A 14,897-nucleotide genomic window follows, 5' to 3' on the forward strand; every position below is an offset into this window, starting at 1 on the left:
ATGACTCGATTTTTTACTTGTTGCCTGGTGATCTTTTGTTTTTATACTGCCAGTGCCCAAGAGCTTAAACTGAAGTATGGTGATCTTGATAAATCCAATTTTGATATTATCGAGTTTGATGGAGACTCGTCTGTCAGTGCAATTATATTAGCTGATTTGGGGTTTTCTGAAATTCAATACGATGAAAACAGAGGTTGGTATTTGTTCTTTGAAAAGCATACTAGAATAAAGGTATTGAGTACTGAAGGGTATAAATATGCTGATATTGAAATACCACTTTATCATAGTGGATCAGTAAGAGAAGATCTTAGCAGCTTTAAAGCGATCACCTATAACATGGTAGATGGCAAAGTCAAGCAAACTAAAACTAAGAAGAAGCAGAACTTCAAAGAGAAGATTAACGATTATTGGGATCGCATAAAATATACGCTACCTGATGTTAAAGAGGGGTCAATTATTGAATATGTCTATTCAGTGAAATCTGACTATTTCTTCAATTTACACGACTGGACCTTTCAGCATAATGTGCCGACTTTATGGTCTGAATATCGAGTAGGTGTGCCAGAGTACTTTAACTATCAGAAAATCATGCAAGGCTACCACCCGATGGTCATTAATGATGAAGGTAAATTCACAGAAACTATAACTTCTACTTCACGGCAGGTGGGAGATGAGAGAGGTTTAGGAGCTACAAGGGGGAGTTACAGGACGGACCGTTATAATTATGATAAAACGGTTTATCACTGGGCGGCAGAGAAAATACCAGCTTTCAAAACTGAGCCGTACATGAACAGTCGGAATAACTATATTTCAAAGGTAGAGTTTGAATTGGCCAGCACTAAATTCCCAAACAACGGTGTAAAGAAATTCATGGGTACTTGGGCGGATATTAATAAAAGCTTTCTTAATAACGATGATTTTGGAGGCAGACTCAGAGGTAGTAATTTCCTCAAAGAAGATGTAGAGAAATTAATTGCTGGTAAGACTACGGCAGCGGAGAAAGCCGGTGCCATCTACGACTTTGTAAAGAATAAGGTGGAGTGGAACGGTTATAACAGAAGGTATGCTGATAAAAGCTTTAAGCAAATAATAGAAAGCGGCCAGGGCTCCAGTGCAGATATCAATTTGTTATTGGCCAATATGCTCATCAAAGCGGGAATAGACGTCAGTCCCATCCTTGTGAGCACTAGAAGTAATGGATTTATCAAAGAGCAATTCCCGCTTTCTAGCCAGTTCAATTATGTAATTGTCCAAGCTAACCTAGATGAAAAACAAGTGTTCTTGGATGCTACCGACAGGTCACTTCCAATGCACCTTATTCCATTACGTGCGATTAATCAACAGGGCTTTAAGGTTGGTGATAAGGAATTTGGCTGGGTTGACGTGAGTGCAACGGGGATGTTTGATACTATGGTAAGTGCAAATATGGCGTTGACAGAGGAAGGTGTTTTAACCGGAAACGTTTTAACTCGGTACGGTGGATATTCTGGTCGATCTAAGAGGAGTGCTATGTCTAAAGATGATATACAGACTAAAGAGGAAGAAAGAATGGGTTGGAAAATTGATTCACTTAAGATTGATAACCTAAAGGACCTTACTAAACCAATTTCAGTTTCATATGATTTAAAAACTCAGCAAGGGGTAGAAGTTTTGGGTAATCTGATTTATATCAACCCATTTATAATTGAACAGACTGATGAAAACCCTTTCAAACTTGAAAAGAGAGAGTTTCCTGTAGATTTTGTGGCACCTCAACGCTTCAATTATGTCTATACCTTAAGTATTCCTGAAGGCTTCACCTTTGATGAGGTACCAGAAAGAGCCTCGATAGCTTTGCCAAACAAAGCAGGTATATTGAGATACTTGGTTGGTGTACAAGGAAATCAATTGACGATTTCTATGAAAATGAGTATTCAGCAGTCCCTATTTACCGGAATAGATTATCCTGCCTTGAGACAATTCTTTGCAATGATGGTAGAAAAGGAAGGTCAACAAATTGTTTTGAAACGGGTAACAGAGTAAGGCAATAATTCAAATCGAGCTGAATGTTTAAAAGATCGGTATTAACCATTTTTCTTCTGTCAACAGCCTTAGCGATTTGCTCAAGTGCTGTCTTTAATCATGCTTTCCAAGAGAAGAATGTGAATGCTATTATTCACAAGGATCACGGTCTTTTTAAAATAGAATCTCTAACGGAAGCTACTTTTAATCAATCATTTAGGGCCACAATTCTCAATGCGAAGGCCAAGCACTTTGCTGAATTGAATGAGTATTATGATGGTCTCTCTAGTGTGAAGTTTATTTCAGCAAAAGTTTATGATAGCAAGGGTGACCTGATTTATAAACTCAAGAAGTCAGATATAGGAGATCAGAGCAATATAAGTGGCATCAGTGTTTTCGAGGATGGACGGATTAAATGGCTTGACTTAACTCAGCAAAGCTATCCTTACACCATAGAGTATGAGGTACAGAAGAGTTACCAGCACACCTTCCATATGCCGAATTGGTACGTCATTCCTGCTAAGAATGTTCTGGTTCAGTCATCTAGATTTGAGATAGACTCCCCAACAGAAATGGAGCCCAGAGTATTCCAAAAGAATATTGCGGATTCTAGCTTTAAGAAAAGCATTGTGGGAAGTAGGTCTCATTTGAAATGGGAGTTTCAAAATGTCAAGCCAATAAGCAAAAGCTTAAGGGGAGAAGAAGCTTTGAAGTATTTGCCAATTATTAACACTTCTCCCTCTAAGTTTGAATATGATGGGTACCAGGGAGATTTTTCTACTTGGGATGATTTTGCTAGCTGGATCGAGACCTTAAATAATGGTAGAAACGATCTGGATACAACTGTTCGTAAAGAAATTGAAAAGCTTGTAGCTGATGTATCAAACGATAGAGATCGTATTCGAATGATATATGATTACCTCCAGTCCAACACGAGGTATGTGAGTATACAGTTGGGCATTGGTGGCTATCAGCCTTTTTTGGCTTCAACGGTACACAATGAAGGATATGGTGACTGCAAAGCATTGTCTTTTTACACGAAATCATTGTTGGAAGCTGTAGGAATAGACTCAAAGTATGTACTCATTTCAGCTGGAGACGATCCAAGGCCGATCATCCCAGAGTTTCCACAATCAAACTTCAATCATGCAGTTTTATGTGTCCCCAATAAGGGTGATACTGTGTGGTTGGAGTGCACAAGTCAGACAAATCCTTTTGGCTATATGGGTTCTTTTACTGGTAATCGGAATGCTTTATTGATCGATGATGGAAAAGGGAAAATTGTAAGAACACCAACCTATGACCAAAGCACTAATAGTGAACAGCACAACATTGAGATTAGCATAGAAGCAAATGGGGATGCCAAGGCAGATGTAAATACCACCCTTAGAGGATTGTCTTATGAGCAAGATGGTTTGGCATTTGTATTGAATATGAACAATGATATTCAAAAGAAATGGGTTTTGGAAAACTCCGGATTTTCAAATTTTGATTTAAACGCTTACGATCTAAAACTTGTCAAGAGTGATTTACCAGAAGCACATATAAAGACGAGCTATGACTTGAACAAGTATGCCAGAGTTTCAGGAAAACGCTTATTCTTTGAACTGAACCCTTTTGCTGAGTTGCGCCAACCCGTTTCGAGGCCAGACTCATTATTGAAGGATGAGTTTTTTGAGATAAAAGATGGTGTTACCAAAATTGATTCAGTGACATTCAGGATTCCTGAGAACTTTAGGTTCGAATACTTACCTGAGCCCGGTAAAGTGTCTACCGAGTTTGGCTCCTTTGAAAGTAATATAGAAAGTGAGAGCGGTATTGTTCATTTCACAAGAAAAGTAGTTATCAAGAAAGGGAAGTATCCAAGTGTAGGTTATGAAGCTTATGAAGGATTTATAAAAGCGATTAATCGACTGGAGGCTCCTAAAGTGGTTGTCAATAAAACTACTTAGATAGCATTACTGAAAGCAATTCCTTGACAATCTTTGCCGCAACCATGCCCGTAACGCCATTAATGTCTCTATCGGGGTTGTATTCCACTACATCACAGCCTACAATATTTGCATTGAGCTTCTGAATCATGCTGATCGCCTCCCGTGTACTGAATCCACCGGGTTCGTGATGAGAGACACCAGGGGCAAAGGCCGGGTCAAGTACATCCATATCAAAGGTCACATAGACAGGCCCATCAAAGCTAAGGTTGATGTCCGGAGTCCAGTCTTTCATCTCAATTACATCAACTCCAAAGCGATCGACTTGCTCTTTTTGATGTTGCGTCATGGTACGAATGCCTATTTGCGTTAGGTTCTTAGCCAAACCGTTCTCCATAATCCTTGCAAATGGGCAGGCATGTGAATGCTTATTCCCATCAAGCTCATCATATAGGTCGCCATGAGCATCAAACTGAACGATGTGAAGATCAGGGTGTCTTTCGGCTATGGCCTGCATGATAGGGAAGGTCATTGAATGATCACCACCCAGTGAGAATGGAGTTGCTCCTCGAGCTAGAACTTGTTCAATAGGTTTTCTAATGCTTTCGTAACCAGTCAGTTCTGTATTGCCACACCATTTTACTCGTGGATGCTCATTGAGATCAGTCAGGTTTTCAGCAAAGAAGTTAGCCGAATCAGATTCAATAGAATCAATAATCGATTCAGGCGCCTTGGCTGGGCCTTGCATAAAAGATGAGTTCTCATCAAAGGGAATACCTACCAATGCAATATCATTCGCATTGAGTTGATCAAGTGTACTCCTGATAAGTCCCATTACTTTTTCCAGTTATCCCGAAGAGTAATCGTTCTATTGAATACCAAGTTATCATCCGTTGAATCTTTGTCGACAATGAAGTAGCCTTGTCTTTCAAATTGAAAGAAATCACCCGGTTTGGCTTTGGCCAAAGATGGTTCTAACAACACATTATGATTTACTTCCAGTGAATTTGGATTCAAGTGATTAGTAAACTCGTCATCAATGGCACTCAAGTTTTCGGTAGTGAAAAGGCGATCGTACATTCTTACTTCAGCCTTCACAGCATGATCGACCGAAACCCATCCAAGTGTACCCTTCACTTTCTTTCCGCTGGTATCATGACCACTGCGGGTTTCCGGATCATACTCGCAATATAACTCAGTGATATTACCTTCAGCATCCTTTTCGAAACCAGTACATTTTACAATGTATCCATATTTCAACCTCACTTCGCGATCTGGACCTAAGCGGTACCATTTCTTCGGAGAAGGTGGGTTTTCTAAAAAGTCGCCCTGTTCTATGTAGATTTCTCTGGTTAAAGGCATTTCGCGCGTGCCAGCTGATTCGTCACCTGGATTATTCACTGCGGGCATCAATTCAGTCTTATCTTCTGGCCAGTTGGTAATGGTTACTTTCAATGGATCAAGAATACCGAAGACACGATTCGCTTTCTTGTTCAGGTCCTCACGGATGCTATGCTCCAGTAATGCAATATCTGTGATGCCGTCACGTCTAGCCACACCCACTTTGTGAGCGAAATTCTTGATAGATTCCGGAGTGTAACCTCTTCGCCTTAAACCGGAGATAGTCGGCATGCGTGGATCATCCCAACCTGTTACATGGCCTTCTTCTACCAATTGTAATAGCTTACGCTTGCTCACTATGGTGTAGCCAAGGTTTAGCCTGGCAAATTCAGTTTGCTCAGAAGGAAAAATTTCCAACTCGTTAATCAACCAATCATACAGTGCTTTATGATCTCTAAACTCGAGTGTACACAAGCTGTAGGTTACATTCTCGATAGAATCCGACTGCCCGTGCGCAAAGTCATAATTAGGATAAATGCACCATTTATCTCCAGTACGGTGGTGATGCACTTTTTTTATTCTATAGATAATCGGATCTCTCATATGCATGTTGGGAGAGTCCATATCTATTTTAGCACGAAGCACTCGGCTGCCTTCTTCACAAGCGCCATTTCGCATGTCTTCGAAGAGGGCTAAGTTTTCTTCTATGCTTCTATCTCTGAAAGGGCTTTTTATCCCCGGGATTGTAGGGTTGGTTTTACCGGCACTAATTTCTTCAGCACTCTGGTCATCCACATAGGCTTTACCCTTCTTGATGAGTTTCAGTGCAAAGTCATAAAGTTGATCAAAGTAGTCAGAAGTAAAGAGTGGTTTGTCACCATAGTCGTACCCAAGCCATTCAATATCCTCGATGATTGCATCTACATACTCAGTACTTTCTTTTGCAGGGTTAGTATCGTCAAAGCGGAGATTACACTTACCATTGTACTTTTCGGCCAGGCCAAAGTTGAGTACAATGGACTTGGCATGTCCAATATGCAGGTAACCATTAGGCTCAGGGGGAAAACGCGTCTGGACAATAGAATTCTTACCTGATTTTAGGTCTTCTTCTATCATTTGCTCGATAAAGTTGAGCGATTCTCTGTTTTCGTTTTCCGACATTTCCTCTTTGTTCTGAATTAGGTGCAATTTTACTAAAAGACGGTCATATGAACGAGAAATAAGGCAAATCATTTGTGCGCAACGATCTGACTTTATCTCCTTAAGATAGTCAGCTTTGATAATATAAAAGCCCCGATCCGTATGATCGGGGCGTACAGATTGTAGTATGGTCATTATCTAGTTCTCAATCTGCCTATTGGTCTTAATTGCTTATACTGGATGCTTTACCTTCCATACTGGACTAAAAGTTAAATGCCCCGACCCATTTGGTCGAGGCAATTAGAGGATTGGATATGGGTTTTATTTAGCTAGTATCTTTACTAGTATAGGTAAGATAGCCCTTAGACAGATAGGTTTAAACAATACTCAGCCAAGGCATATAAGTTATCAGTTAACGCTTCTTACCTTCTGATTTTGAATGTTTTCGTCTGGTTTTTATGCTCGGACTTCCAAATTTGTAGCCGATTCCGAAGTTAAAGTTTAGGTTGTCGTAATTGGTGACACCATTGACGGGGCTATCAAACTCCTGACTTTTAAATCCTTCAAACTGTAAGGTCATATACACCCTGGGAAGGATGGGAGCTTCCACGCCTATACCATACCGTAACCCATGCGTTTCTTTACTCATTGTTGATCTTCGGTCTCTGATATCGCCATTGGTATTGGTGAACACTTTAAAGTTGATAAGCTCCATGCTCACATGCTCATAGCCCAGAATACCATAATATTTGTACTTGCCTTTCTTGAAATAGTATTTCATTCCTATGGATGGAGAAAGTATGACCTGATTTCTTGTTTGGTTAGAGAAGCTGGAGCCCGGCACGGGTGTTCCTAAGGCTTGTCTCTGCTTGTCTTCATTGGGTAGTTTAAAGGAAAAACCAAGCCCTGCCTGGAGTATCAAGCGATCTGAAAGACCATAACCCAAATTGAGCTTGTAGTGTCTGCCATTATTAGCAATATTGAACCTTTCATTCCCAATGTCCTGATCACTTAGTAGAAACCATGTGCCCATCTGGAAATCTATATGGAACAAGCCTTTGTTCGACCGTCTTACAATAGAGTCACTTTCAACAGAGTTTCTGATCATTTTACCTCCCAATTCAAAACCCCATTTTCTTCGAATGCCACTAGGGTCCAATGCATCTTTAAACTGGTTTAGGTTGGAGAGTGCGCTGACAGGATAGAACTGTGCTCTACCCGGTCTTTTGTTATACACCTCAGTATTGAATTCGCCAAAGACTAAAGTCATCGATGGCTCAAACTTATTTTGCTCTAAGATGGCAAGGCTCGCCTCAGAAGCAGACGAAGCATCGATGACAATGACTTTGTTCTCATCTATATTGCCAAAGCGTATACCATCATTGACTATGGTTTCAATTTCGTCCAGTTTGAAATCTTCACCTTCAATGATGACCTCAATGCCTCGATTGTTATTTCGAAGCTCTGCTTTTGCGGTTTCACTTATTGCGCTGTTCTCTTTATTAAAAAAAACGATATAATAAGCGTTGTCAGCGGTATTCCTGAACGATCCGAAAGAAGTAGATATTGTGCCTGTTTGCCCGCTAGAGGTTACGGGCAAAACAAACAACAACCAAACCACGAGGACTCTCAGGGTGTATGTGAAATGATTCACCACTAGTCTTCCTCGTCAAATTCCTCTAATGGGTGAAAGGCCCAGATATCATCATACCTTGTGTTTACATTCCTTCCAGTCGTGATATAACCAAACTCACCAATCGTAAAGCTGACCGCTTGTTCCCTTGAAGCTCCTTCGAACTCGGTTAGCTCTTCCCAAACATCCGTATCAGGATTGTAACGCCAGGTATCAATCAGTGCAGCTGATCTGGAACCAACGGATAAATAGCCAAAACTACCTATGGTAAAGGCTGAGGCGTACTGTCTTAGTACACCTGGATCTCCACTGTCATCATCGTCAAGATCGTTCTTGTCCGTCCAGAGGTCAGTTGCTGGGTCATACTCCCAAAAATCTTCCTGGTGGATGCCATTGTGAATACCACCACCTACATAGGCTTTTCCATCAATCACGAAATGAAAGGCACCTTGTCTTTTTGATCCTCCCATACTGGAAATCTGAACCCATGTATCCGTAGTGGGAGAATATTTATAGAAGTCCTTTAGGTTGTTGTCACCATCATTTCCTGTACCCACATAGCCTTCGTTGTTTAAGGAAAAACCGATTGCTCCTAACCTTACTGGACCAGGAAGGTCGGCTACTTGTCGCCATTGATCGAGTCCTGGGTCATACTCCCAAAAATCTTTTAGCTCCTCATCCCCATCATAACCGGTTCCAACGTATCCTTTTCCATTGGCCGCAAAAGCTACAGCTGAGTTTCGGGCTACACCTGGGAAATCTGCTATTCTAAACCATGTATTACGTCCGGGCTCGTAACGCCAAAAATCCCTAAGCCGATCGTCTCCATCATATCCGGTGCCCACATAGGCAAAGTCATCAATCACAAATACCACCGCTCCACTTCTTGTGGCACCTTCAAAGTCACTTTCTTCTACCCAGTTGCCCTCGTCAGGAGTGGTTGAGTCTGAGTTACTGCAGCCAACCGTTATTCCTATAATAGTGCACCATAAGGCGTATTTCACAAGTATGTTCTTCATTTTAATCATTGTATTTTGAGATATAGATTTTAAGTTTTGTCTCGAATCGAGAGGCATCAATGGCTAGCGTTTGTATGTTGCTGCTGGCAAGCCCCAAAGGCAAGGCCAAGTATAGACTCTCATCATCAAGTGTTTTTGTTTGAATCATGTCTTCCAGAAAGGCCCCGACATTGAATTCATAAAAAGTATCCAGTCCCAGTTCATCATCTAGAAAAAGCTCTCCATTTACGAGTCTACCTTCTGGTGGTGTCACCAGTACCTGGTCTATGTTTTCGAACTTAGATAGGTAGTAAAGCGAGAGTTGAGAGGGCAGAGGGGTATCTTTATCGAAAGATCCATCGATTAGCCTGACTTCGAGCGTGGCATTATTGATCGTGAAAGTCTCAAAAGCTGCTTCTATATTTTCAATGTTAGGTATGCTGATCTTGGTGACTAGGCTTGTCGAACCTTGAATAAAGCTAATGCCTCCAGTTTCAGAACTTTCCAGTTCCCCTTGGTTTATGATTTGGTTTAAAACTGAGTTGGTTTCCTCAATTTGAACTTCCGTGAACTGGTTATTGACAGCACCGATAGGGAAAGTGTAAATCTGTTCATCTATATCATCATCGATCGGTATACGATAGTACATATTGAGCTTAACATTGGTCTCATCAAAGGGGATCGTGTTGATGAATTCAGCGTTTTCGTCTACCGTGACCATTACAAACCCACCAAGATATTCTCTGAAGTCAAAGTCGCTATCGAGAACATCATCACCGTCCAGAGCCATTTGAAAGATTTCTTCACCCAATGATTGTGAGAGCCGAACAAAGACTGAATCGTCCTCATCTTCCTCTGCCTCCAGAATAAAACTTCCAACAGGTGTTGGATTGAAGTCAAGATGGTCGAACTGATAGAAGAAGTCCTCTTCGGGTTCATAATCATCTTCAATTCTGTAGATTTCTATACGCTGATCAGCTCCTGTTCCATAGGTGCTGGTATAGGGATAGATGATAAGTCCCAGTGAATCAAATGTATCCTCAGAATCAACCTCAAGGCCGGTGCCTAATGAAAATTGAAAGAAACTTCTTGTGGTAATTGAACCAAGTAATTCGTTTTCATAGGCTCCCAACAGCAAGGATGGAGTTCCTTGGGTGATGATGGAATCTACATGAATGGTCGAAATATCAAGCCTTACTGTGTCAACAAAGAAAAAGTCAAACACTGACTGATCGTCAATGGCAATCTCTCCTTTTTCCTCGCAGCTAAGAAGTGCCAGGAACATAAATATCGTGGTCGTTAAGACAATTGATTTCCTCATGAATACTCGTTGTTGCCCCAAATAGACAACTTAAGTGCATGAGGAAAACCATGCAGATTGTTAAAATTCGTAAAGCCAATTGCTAAACTTTGTGAATGGACTTTCTCACTCAGTTAATGGAACAGGAGAGCTGAACGTCCTAAATAAAAAGATCGGTATTCGAAATTTTTGTTCGATAGGTCTTACCGACCGGTACCTTCATGCCATTATTCATGATGAGTGTATGACCTGTCTTGCTCTTGATCTTTTGCTTTGGCACTATAAAGGAACGGTGGGTGCGAATGAAGCTATCTGGTAGCTCCTTTTCCATTTTAGTCAGTGAATTGAGTACCAGGAATTTTCGATCCTTTGTATAATAGCGAATGTATTCTCCTACTGATTCTATTAATTCAATTTCACCGAGTTTGAGCCGATGTTTATCATAACCAGATTTGATTATAATGTATTGTGTCTGATCATTCTGCAAAGACTCAAACTGAAAAGCCTTTTCTTCAAGCATGAATGTGTTCTTAATCTTTTCAAGACATTTCATAAAGCGCGCTTCAAGAATCGGCTTTAGCAAATAGTCTAAAACATCAAACTCATAGCCTTTCAGAGCAAAGTCTTGATAGGCAGTAGTAAATACTATTTTAGACTCAATCTCATATTCTTCAAGAAACTCCAGTCCCGTCTTGTGTGGCATTTGTATATCTAGGAATATAACATCAATGCGTTCACTCTCTAATGCTGCTTTGGCTTCAAAGGCATTCTTACAAGAGGCGACCAGTTGAAGCTGTGGCTGTTTTTTAATCAGGTGGATGAGTAGCTCCCGTGCGTACTGCTCGTCATCTACCACCATGCATTTTATGGATATATCAGACTGCGTCATGATTGATGTTTATGTTGATGATGAACCTGCCGTTTTTTTGAACAGACTCGAATTTATGGCGATCAGGGTAGGCATAGTTGAGTCTGTGTTGAATATTACTTAAGCCAATTCCAGTTTCTGAAGGCGCTTTATTAGGTTGAGATGCAGAGGGGATAAAACTATTTTCGATATGGATGCTTGTATTATGCCCTCGGTGCTGAATGTCTATGTTTATGTCTAGGTTTTCGCCAGTAATAGAATAGCCATGTTTGAAAGCGTTTTCCAAAAGAGGTATAAGAATCATAGGTTCTATTTCGGCTAAGGGGTTGTCAATCTCCTTCTTCAGCTTAACCTCAATATTAGCTTCATCTTTCATGCTCTGAAAAAAGATGTAACTCTCAATTACTTCAATTTCCCGAGAGAGCTTTATCTGCCCATTCTGACATTCATAAGTAACATAGCGCAGCATTTCACTCAGCTTTTGTATAAACTGATCGGTCTTTTCTGGTTTGAGCTTGAATACACTATACAAGTTGTTTAGCGCATTGAAAAAGAAGTGTGGATTGATCTGCGATCTCAGAAATTTCAATTCTGCTTCCGTCTTTTCTTTTTCCAGAAGAATGGTGACTTGTTCTTTTTTCGATTGGTCTATGGCCAAGGCATAGACTGTACTGATGAACAGTATGATCAGCGTTAAAATCAAAGGAGGAAAAATCTGTACCGGTTGGGGCAGATCAGCGAAAGTAAATTCACTGCCTGGTATTGTCCGACTTAGCTGAGCTTCGGTCAGGTTTGATCGGAACCACCAAATTAGCATTCTACTCACTCCTACAAGCAGTACAAGTACAGAGAGTCCGTATTGCCCATATTTTTTTCTTTTAAACAGTTTGGGTACCAGCACATATAGGTTGAAATAGGCCAGACCGATTTGAAGCGCAAAGGGCAGAGATATTCTTGTCAGTACAGGAATTAGAGGCTCCTCCTGAATTCCAAAAGTAAAAGGGAATAAGAACAGTATCAGCCAGAAACCGATATGGAGCCACTTGATGTAATGCTTCGAAATTTTCACCTCCTAAAAATAGGTCGCTTAACCGAGAATCTTTTGAGTGAGGGTGTTATTCACTGAATAATTGGCATCACTCACTGAATGCTATCCAACAAGAGATAACAAATAATCAGTTCGGGTGTGTCTTAAGCCAAAACATATAAAGCAATGGTCAAAACTTTGACATTTAAACAGGCAAGAAGTGAAACAGAAAAGTCCGGACTGATGAGATTCAGCCGGCTCTTTTTTTACCTGTCCATTTTCCTTTTGGTAGCCACTGAAAGTTATGGACAAGGGGAGAGAGCAGTTTTAAAAGGTAGAATAAGAGACGCAAGCACTGGTGAAGATCTCATCAGCGCAACTATCTATGTCCAACAGACGGGTAGTGGGGCTGTTTCCAACGCTTACGGATTTTATTCGCTGGTTTTAAAACCCGGCAAGTACAATATAAAAGTGAGCTATATCGGTTTTGAGACAATAGAACAAGAAATCGAATTAAAAGGAGATACAGAGTTGAATTTCGAGTTAACGATTAAGTCCGATGAACTCGAAGAGGTGGTGGTCTATGCAGAGGCAGAAGACGAAAACGTCAAGAGTGTGAAGATGAGCGTGGCTAAGATTGATGCGAATACGGTTAAGCAGTTGCCCACAGTCTTTGGAGAGGCAGACCTTGTGAAGTCCATCCAGTTGTTACCGGGGGTAAGCAGCGCGGGAGAAACATCTGGTGGTTTCAATGTAAGAGGAGGAGCAGCAGATCAGAATCTAGTACTGCTAGACGAAGCGACAATCTTTAACACAAGTCACCTTTTTGGGCTGGTTTCCATATTCAATGCGGATGCGGTTAAAGATGTAACACTATATAAAGGTGGAATTCCCTCGATCTATGGTGGCAGGCTTTCTTCTGTCCTTGATGTAAGGCAAAAGGATGGTAATAGCAAGCAATTGGCAGGAAGTGCAGGTATTGGTTTATTGTCCAGCCGATTGAATGTTGAGGGTCCGATAGATCAGGGCAAGGGATCCTTTCTGGTGGCGGGTCGGAGGTCCTATGTAGATCTCTTTCTGCCTTCGGTATTGGACGATCCACCAACGGTTTTTTTCTATGACATCAACCTAAAAGCAAATTATGCCTTTGATGCTGATAACAGACTCTTTGTGTCTGGCTATTTCGGGAGAGACAACTTCAGCGTAGACGACTTTTTAAACAATGATTGGGGAAATCTGGCCTTTAACCTACGGTATAACAAAGTGTTGAATGAAAATCTCTTTTCGAATGTATCGCTCATTTACAGTGACTACCGATACAACTTCGACATTCTAAGAACAGACGGTTATTCATGGGAAGCCCATATTGAAAATTTCAATCTAAAGACAGATTTCACGCTATTCCAGCAAGGTGATAATCAATTGGATTTTGGTGCTAGCTTACTTTACTATGATTTTAATCCAGGCGACATTAGCCCGAATGCCGAGTCTACTACTGTGCCTACGACTCTCGATCCTAAGTTTGCCCTCGAGCCTTCGCTATATGTAAGTGCCAAGCGTACGCTTTCCAGTAATTTGACGATAGAAGCTGGTCTTCGACTCTCTTCCTTTCTTAGAATGGGGAGCGAAGAAGTACGGCTTTATGAAAACGATCAGCCTGTAGTCTACAACAGTCAGTTGGGGCGATATGAAGAAGCTAATGTGGTTGGTTTTGAATCCTATGGGTCTGGAGAAGTTATTTCCAGCTTTTATAATCTGGAGCCAAGGCTTTCACTCAATTATCAGTTGAACGACAGGAGTTCTTTAAAAGCAAGCTACAATAGAACTGTTCAATACATTCACTTGATTTCAAATAGCACATCTCCGACAGCATTAAATATTTGGACACCAAGTGGCCCTTACTTAGAACCACAACTGGCCGATCAAGTCGCCTTCGGTTATTTCAGAAATTTCCGTGATAACACCTATGAAGCCTCAGCGGAAGTCTATTACAAAGACATGCGCAATCAAGTAGATTATGTCGATGGGGCAGACATCCAATTGAATAACTATCTGGAAACTGAATTACTGAGCGGTATTGGAAGGTCGTACGGACTGGAATTGTATGTCAAAAAGAACAAGGGACGACTCACAGGATGGTTAAGTTATACGCTGTCGCGAAGTGAACGCAAAATAGATGGTGAGGGTACAGGAGGTCCTGGTATTAACAATGGGGAATACTATGCAAGCAATTTCGATAAGACACATGACCTGAGTTTGACGGGAATGTATAAGATCAATAAAAGCCTGACATTTTCTGCCAACTTTATTTACCAGACCGGTATGCCGATCACCTATCCGGAAAGTCGCTATGAGTTTGGCGGTATAGTGGGGGCAAACTTTGAATCCCGTAATCAAGCCCGAATTCCAGATAATCATCGACTTGACCTCTCCCTAACGGTAAATACAAAACAAAGACCAAAATGGGATGGTAGCTGGACTTTTAGTTTGTATAACGTTTATAATAATCAGAATGCCTACGACATCACTTTCAGTCCCACCGGAGCAGAAAGAGGGGCAGAAATTTCACAGTTCTACACTGACCGATTCAATACCCAAGCGACTCAATCGTACATCGGCTTTTTCCCAAACATCACTTATAACCTAAAATTCTAAGAC

At 41.0% G+C, this 14,897-nt stretch carries 10 protein-coding genes; 3 read left to right on the forward strand and 7 right to left on the reverse strand.

All coding sequences use genetic code 11. The annotated features are described in order from the left end of the window. Together BFP97_RS02075 and BFP97_RS02080 are read left to right on the forward strand one after the other, a co-directional pair. Positions 1-2,022 carry a DUF3857 domain-containing protein gene (locus BFP97_RS02075; RefSeq protein WP_083262384.1) on the forward strand — a complete coding sequence of 674 codons (2,022 nt, stop codon included), beginning with the start codon at positions 1-3 and terminating at the stop codon, positions 2,020-2,022. 23 nt (positions 2,023-2,045) lie between these two features. Further along, positions 2,046-3,953 (forward strand): DUF3857 domain-containing protein, encoded by a 1,908-nt coding sequence (locus tag BFP97_RS02080; protein WP_069840828.1) that lies wholly within the window; start codon positions 2,046-2,048, stop codon positions 3,951-3,953. Here the strand turns inward: BFP97_RS02080 and speB are convergent. The 7 genes from speB to BFP97_RS02115 form a co-directional block, all read right to left on the reverse strand. Then, on the reverse strand, positions 3,946-4,767 hold the full coding sequence (speB, locus tag BFP97_RS02085; protein WP_069840829.1) for an agmatinase: 822 nt from the start codon (positions 4,765-4,767) through the stop codon (positions 3,946-3,948). The genes BFP97_RS02080 and speB overlap by 8 nt on opposite strands. Then, on the reverse strand, positions 4,767-6,434 hold the full coding sequence (locus BFP97_RS02090; RefSeq protein WP_069840830.1) for a glutamine--tRNA ligase/YqeY domain fusion protein: 1,668 nt from the start codon (positions 6,432-6,434) through the stop codon (positions 4,767-4,769). Before BFP97_RS02090 ends, speB begins: the two co-directional genes overlap by 1 nt. A 391-nt stretch (positions 6,435-6,825) precedes the next feature. Further along, on the reverse strand, positions 6,826-8,067 hold the full coding sequence (locus tag BFP97_RS02095; protein WP_139135156.1) for an outer membrane beta-barrel protein: 1,242 nt from the start codon (positions 8,065-8,067) through the stop codon (positions 6,826-6,828). Positions 8,068-8,069: 2 nt separating this feature from the next. Continuing rightward, positions 8,070-9,065: a Kelch repeat-containing protein gene (locus BFP97_RS02100; RefSeq protein ID WP_069844160.1), complete on the reverse strand. Its 996-nt coding sequence runs from the start codon at positions 9,063-9,065 to the stop codon at positions 8,070-8,072. 1 nt (position 9,066) lies between these two features. After that, the gene (locus BFP97_RS02105) at positions 9,067-10,365 is read right to left on the reverse strand and encodes a DUF4270 family protein (protein WP_083262385.1); all 1,299 of its coding nucleotides are present in this window, start codon (positions 10,363-10,365) and stop codon (positions 9,067-9,069) included. Between the two features lie 139 nt (positions 10,366-10,504). Beyond that, on the reverse strand, positions 10,505-11,233 hold the full coding sequence (locus BFP97_RS02110) for a LytR/AlgR family response regulator transcription factor (RefSeq protein WP_069840833.1): 729 nt from the start codon (positions 11,231-11,233) through the stop codon (positions 10,505-10,507). After that, the gene (locus BFP97_RS02115; protein WP_069840834.1) at positions 11,220-12,281 is read right to left on the reverse strand and encodes a sensor histidine kinase; all 1,062 of its coding nucleotides are present in this window, start codon (positions 12,279-12,281) and stop codon (positions 11,220-11,222) included. The genes BFP97_RS02110 and BFP97_RS02115 overlap by 14 nt, the downstream gene beginning before the upstream one ends. Positions 12,282-12,425: 144 nt before the next feature. Here BFP97_RS02115 and BFP97_RS02120 point away from each other — a divergent pair, with 144 nt between their 5' ends. Continuing rightward, the gene (locus tag BFP97_RS02120; RefSeq protein ID WP_083262386.1) at positions 12,426-14,894 is read left to right on the forward strand and encodes a TonB-dependent receptor; all 2,469 of its coding nucleotides are present in this window, start codon (positions 12,426-12,428) and stop codon (positions 14,892-14,894) included. The last annotated feature ends 3 nt before the right edge of the window (positions 14,895-14,897 follow it).

The sequence above is a fragment of the Roseivirga sp. 4D4 genome (assembly GCF_001747095.1).
Taxonomy (GTDB): Bacteria; Bacteroidota; Bacteroidia; order Cytophagales; family Cyclobacteriaceae; genus Roseivirga.

What these genes read in the sequence shown, in the direction of transcription:
- BFP97_RS02100 (WP_069844160.1), bottom strand. Translation starts at nt 9,065, where the DNA reads ATGAAGAACATACTTGTGAAATACGCCTTATGGTGCACTATTATAGGA.
- BFP97_RS02075 (WP_083262384.1), top strand. Translation starts at nt 1, where the DNA reads ATGACTCGATTTTTTACTTGTTGCCTGGTGATCTTTTGTTTTTATACT.
- BFP97_RS02090 (WP_069840830.1), bottom strand. Translation starts at nt 6,434, where the DNA reads ATGTCGGAAAACGAAAACAGAGAATCGCTCAACTTTATCGAGCAAATG.
- speB (WP_069840829.1), bottom strand. Translation starts at nt 4,767, where the DNA reads ATGGGACTTATCAGGAGTACACTTGATCAACTCAATGCGAATGATATT.
- BFP97_RS02080 (WP_069840828.1), top strand. Translation starts at nt 2,046, where the DNA reads ATGTTTAAAAGATCGGTATTAACCATTTTTCTTCTGTCAACAGCCTTA.
- BFP97_RS02120 (WP_083262386.1), top strand. Translation starts at nt 12,426, where the DNA reads ATGGTCAAAACTTTGACATTTAAACAGGCAAGAAGTGAAACAGAAAAG.
- BFP97_RS02105 (WP_083262385.1), bottom strand. Translation starts at nt 10,365, where the DNA reads ATGAGGAAATCAATTGTCTTAACGACCACGATATTTATGTTCCTGGCA.
- BFP97_RS02110 (WP_069840833.1), bottom strand. Translation starts at nt 11,233, where the DNA reads ATGACGCAGTCTGATATATCCATAAAATGCATGGTGGTAGATGACGAG.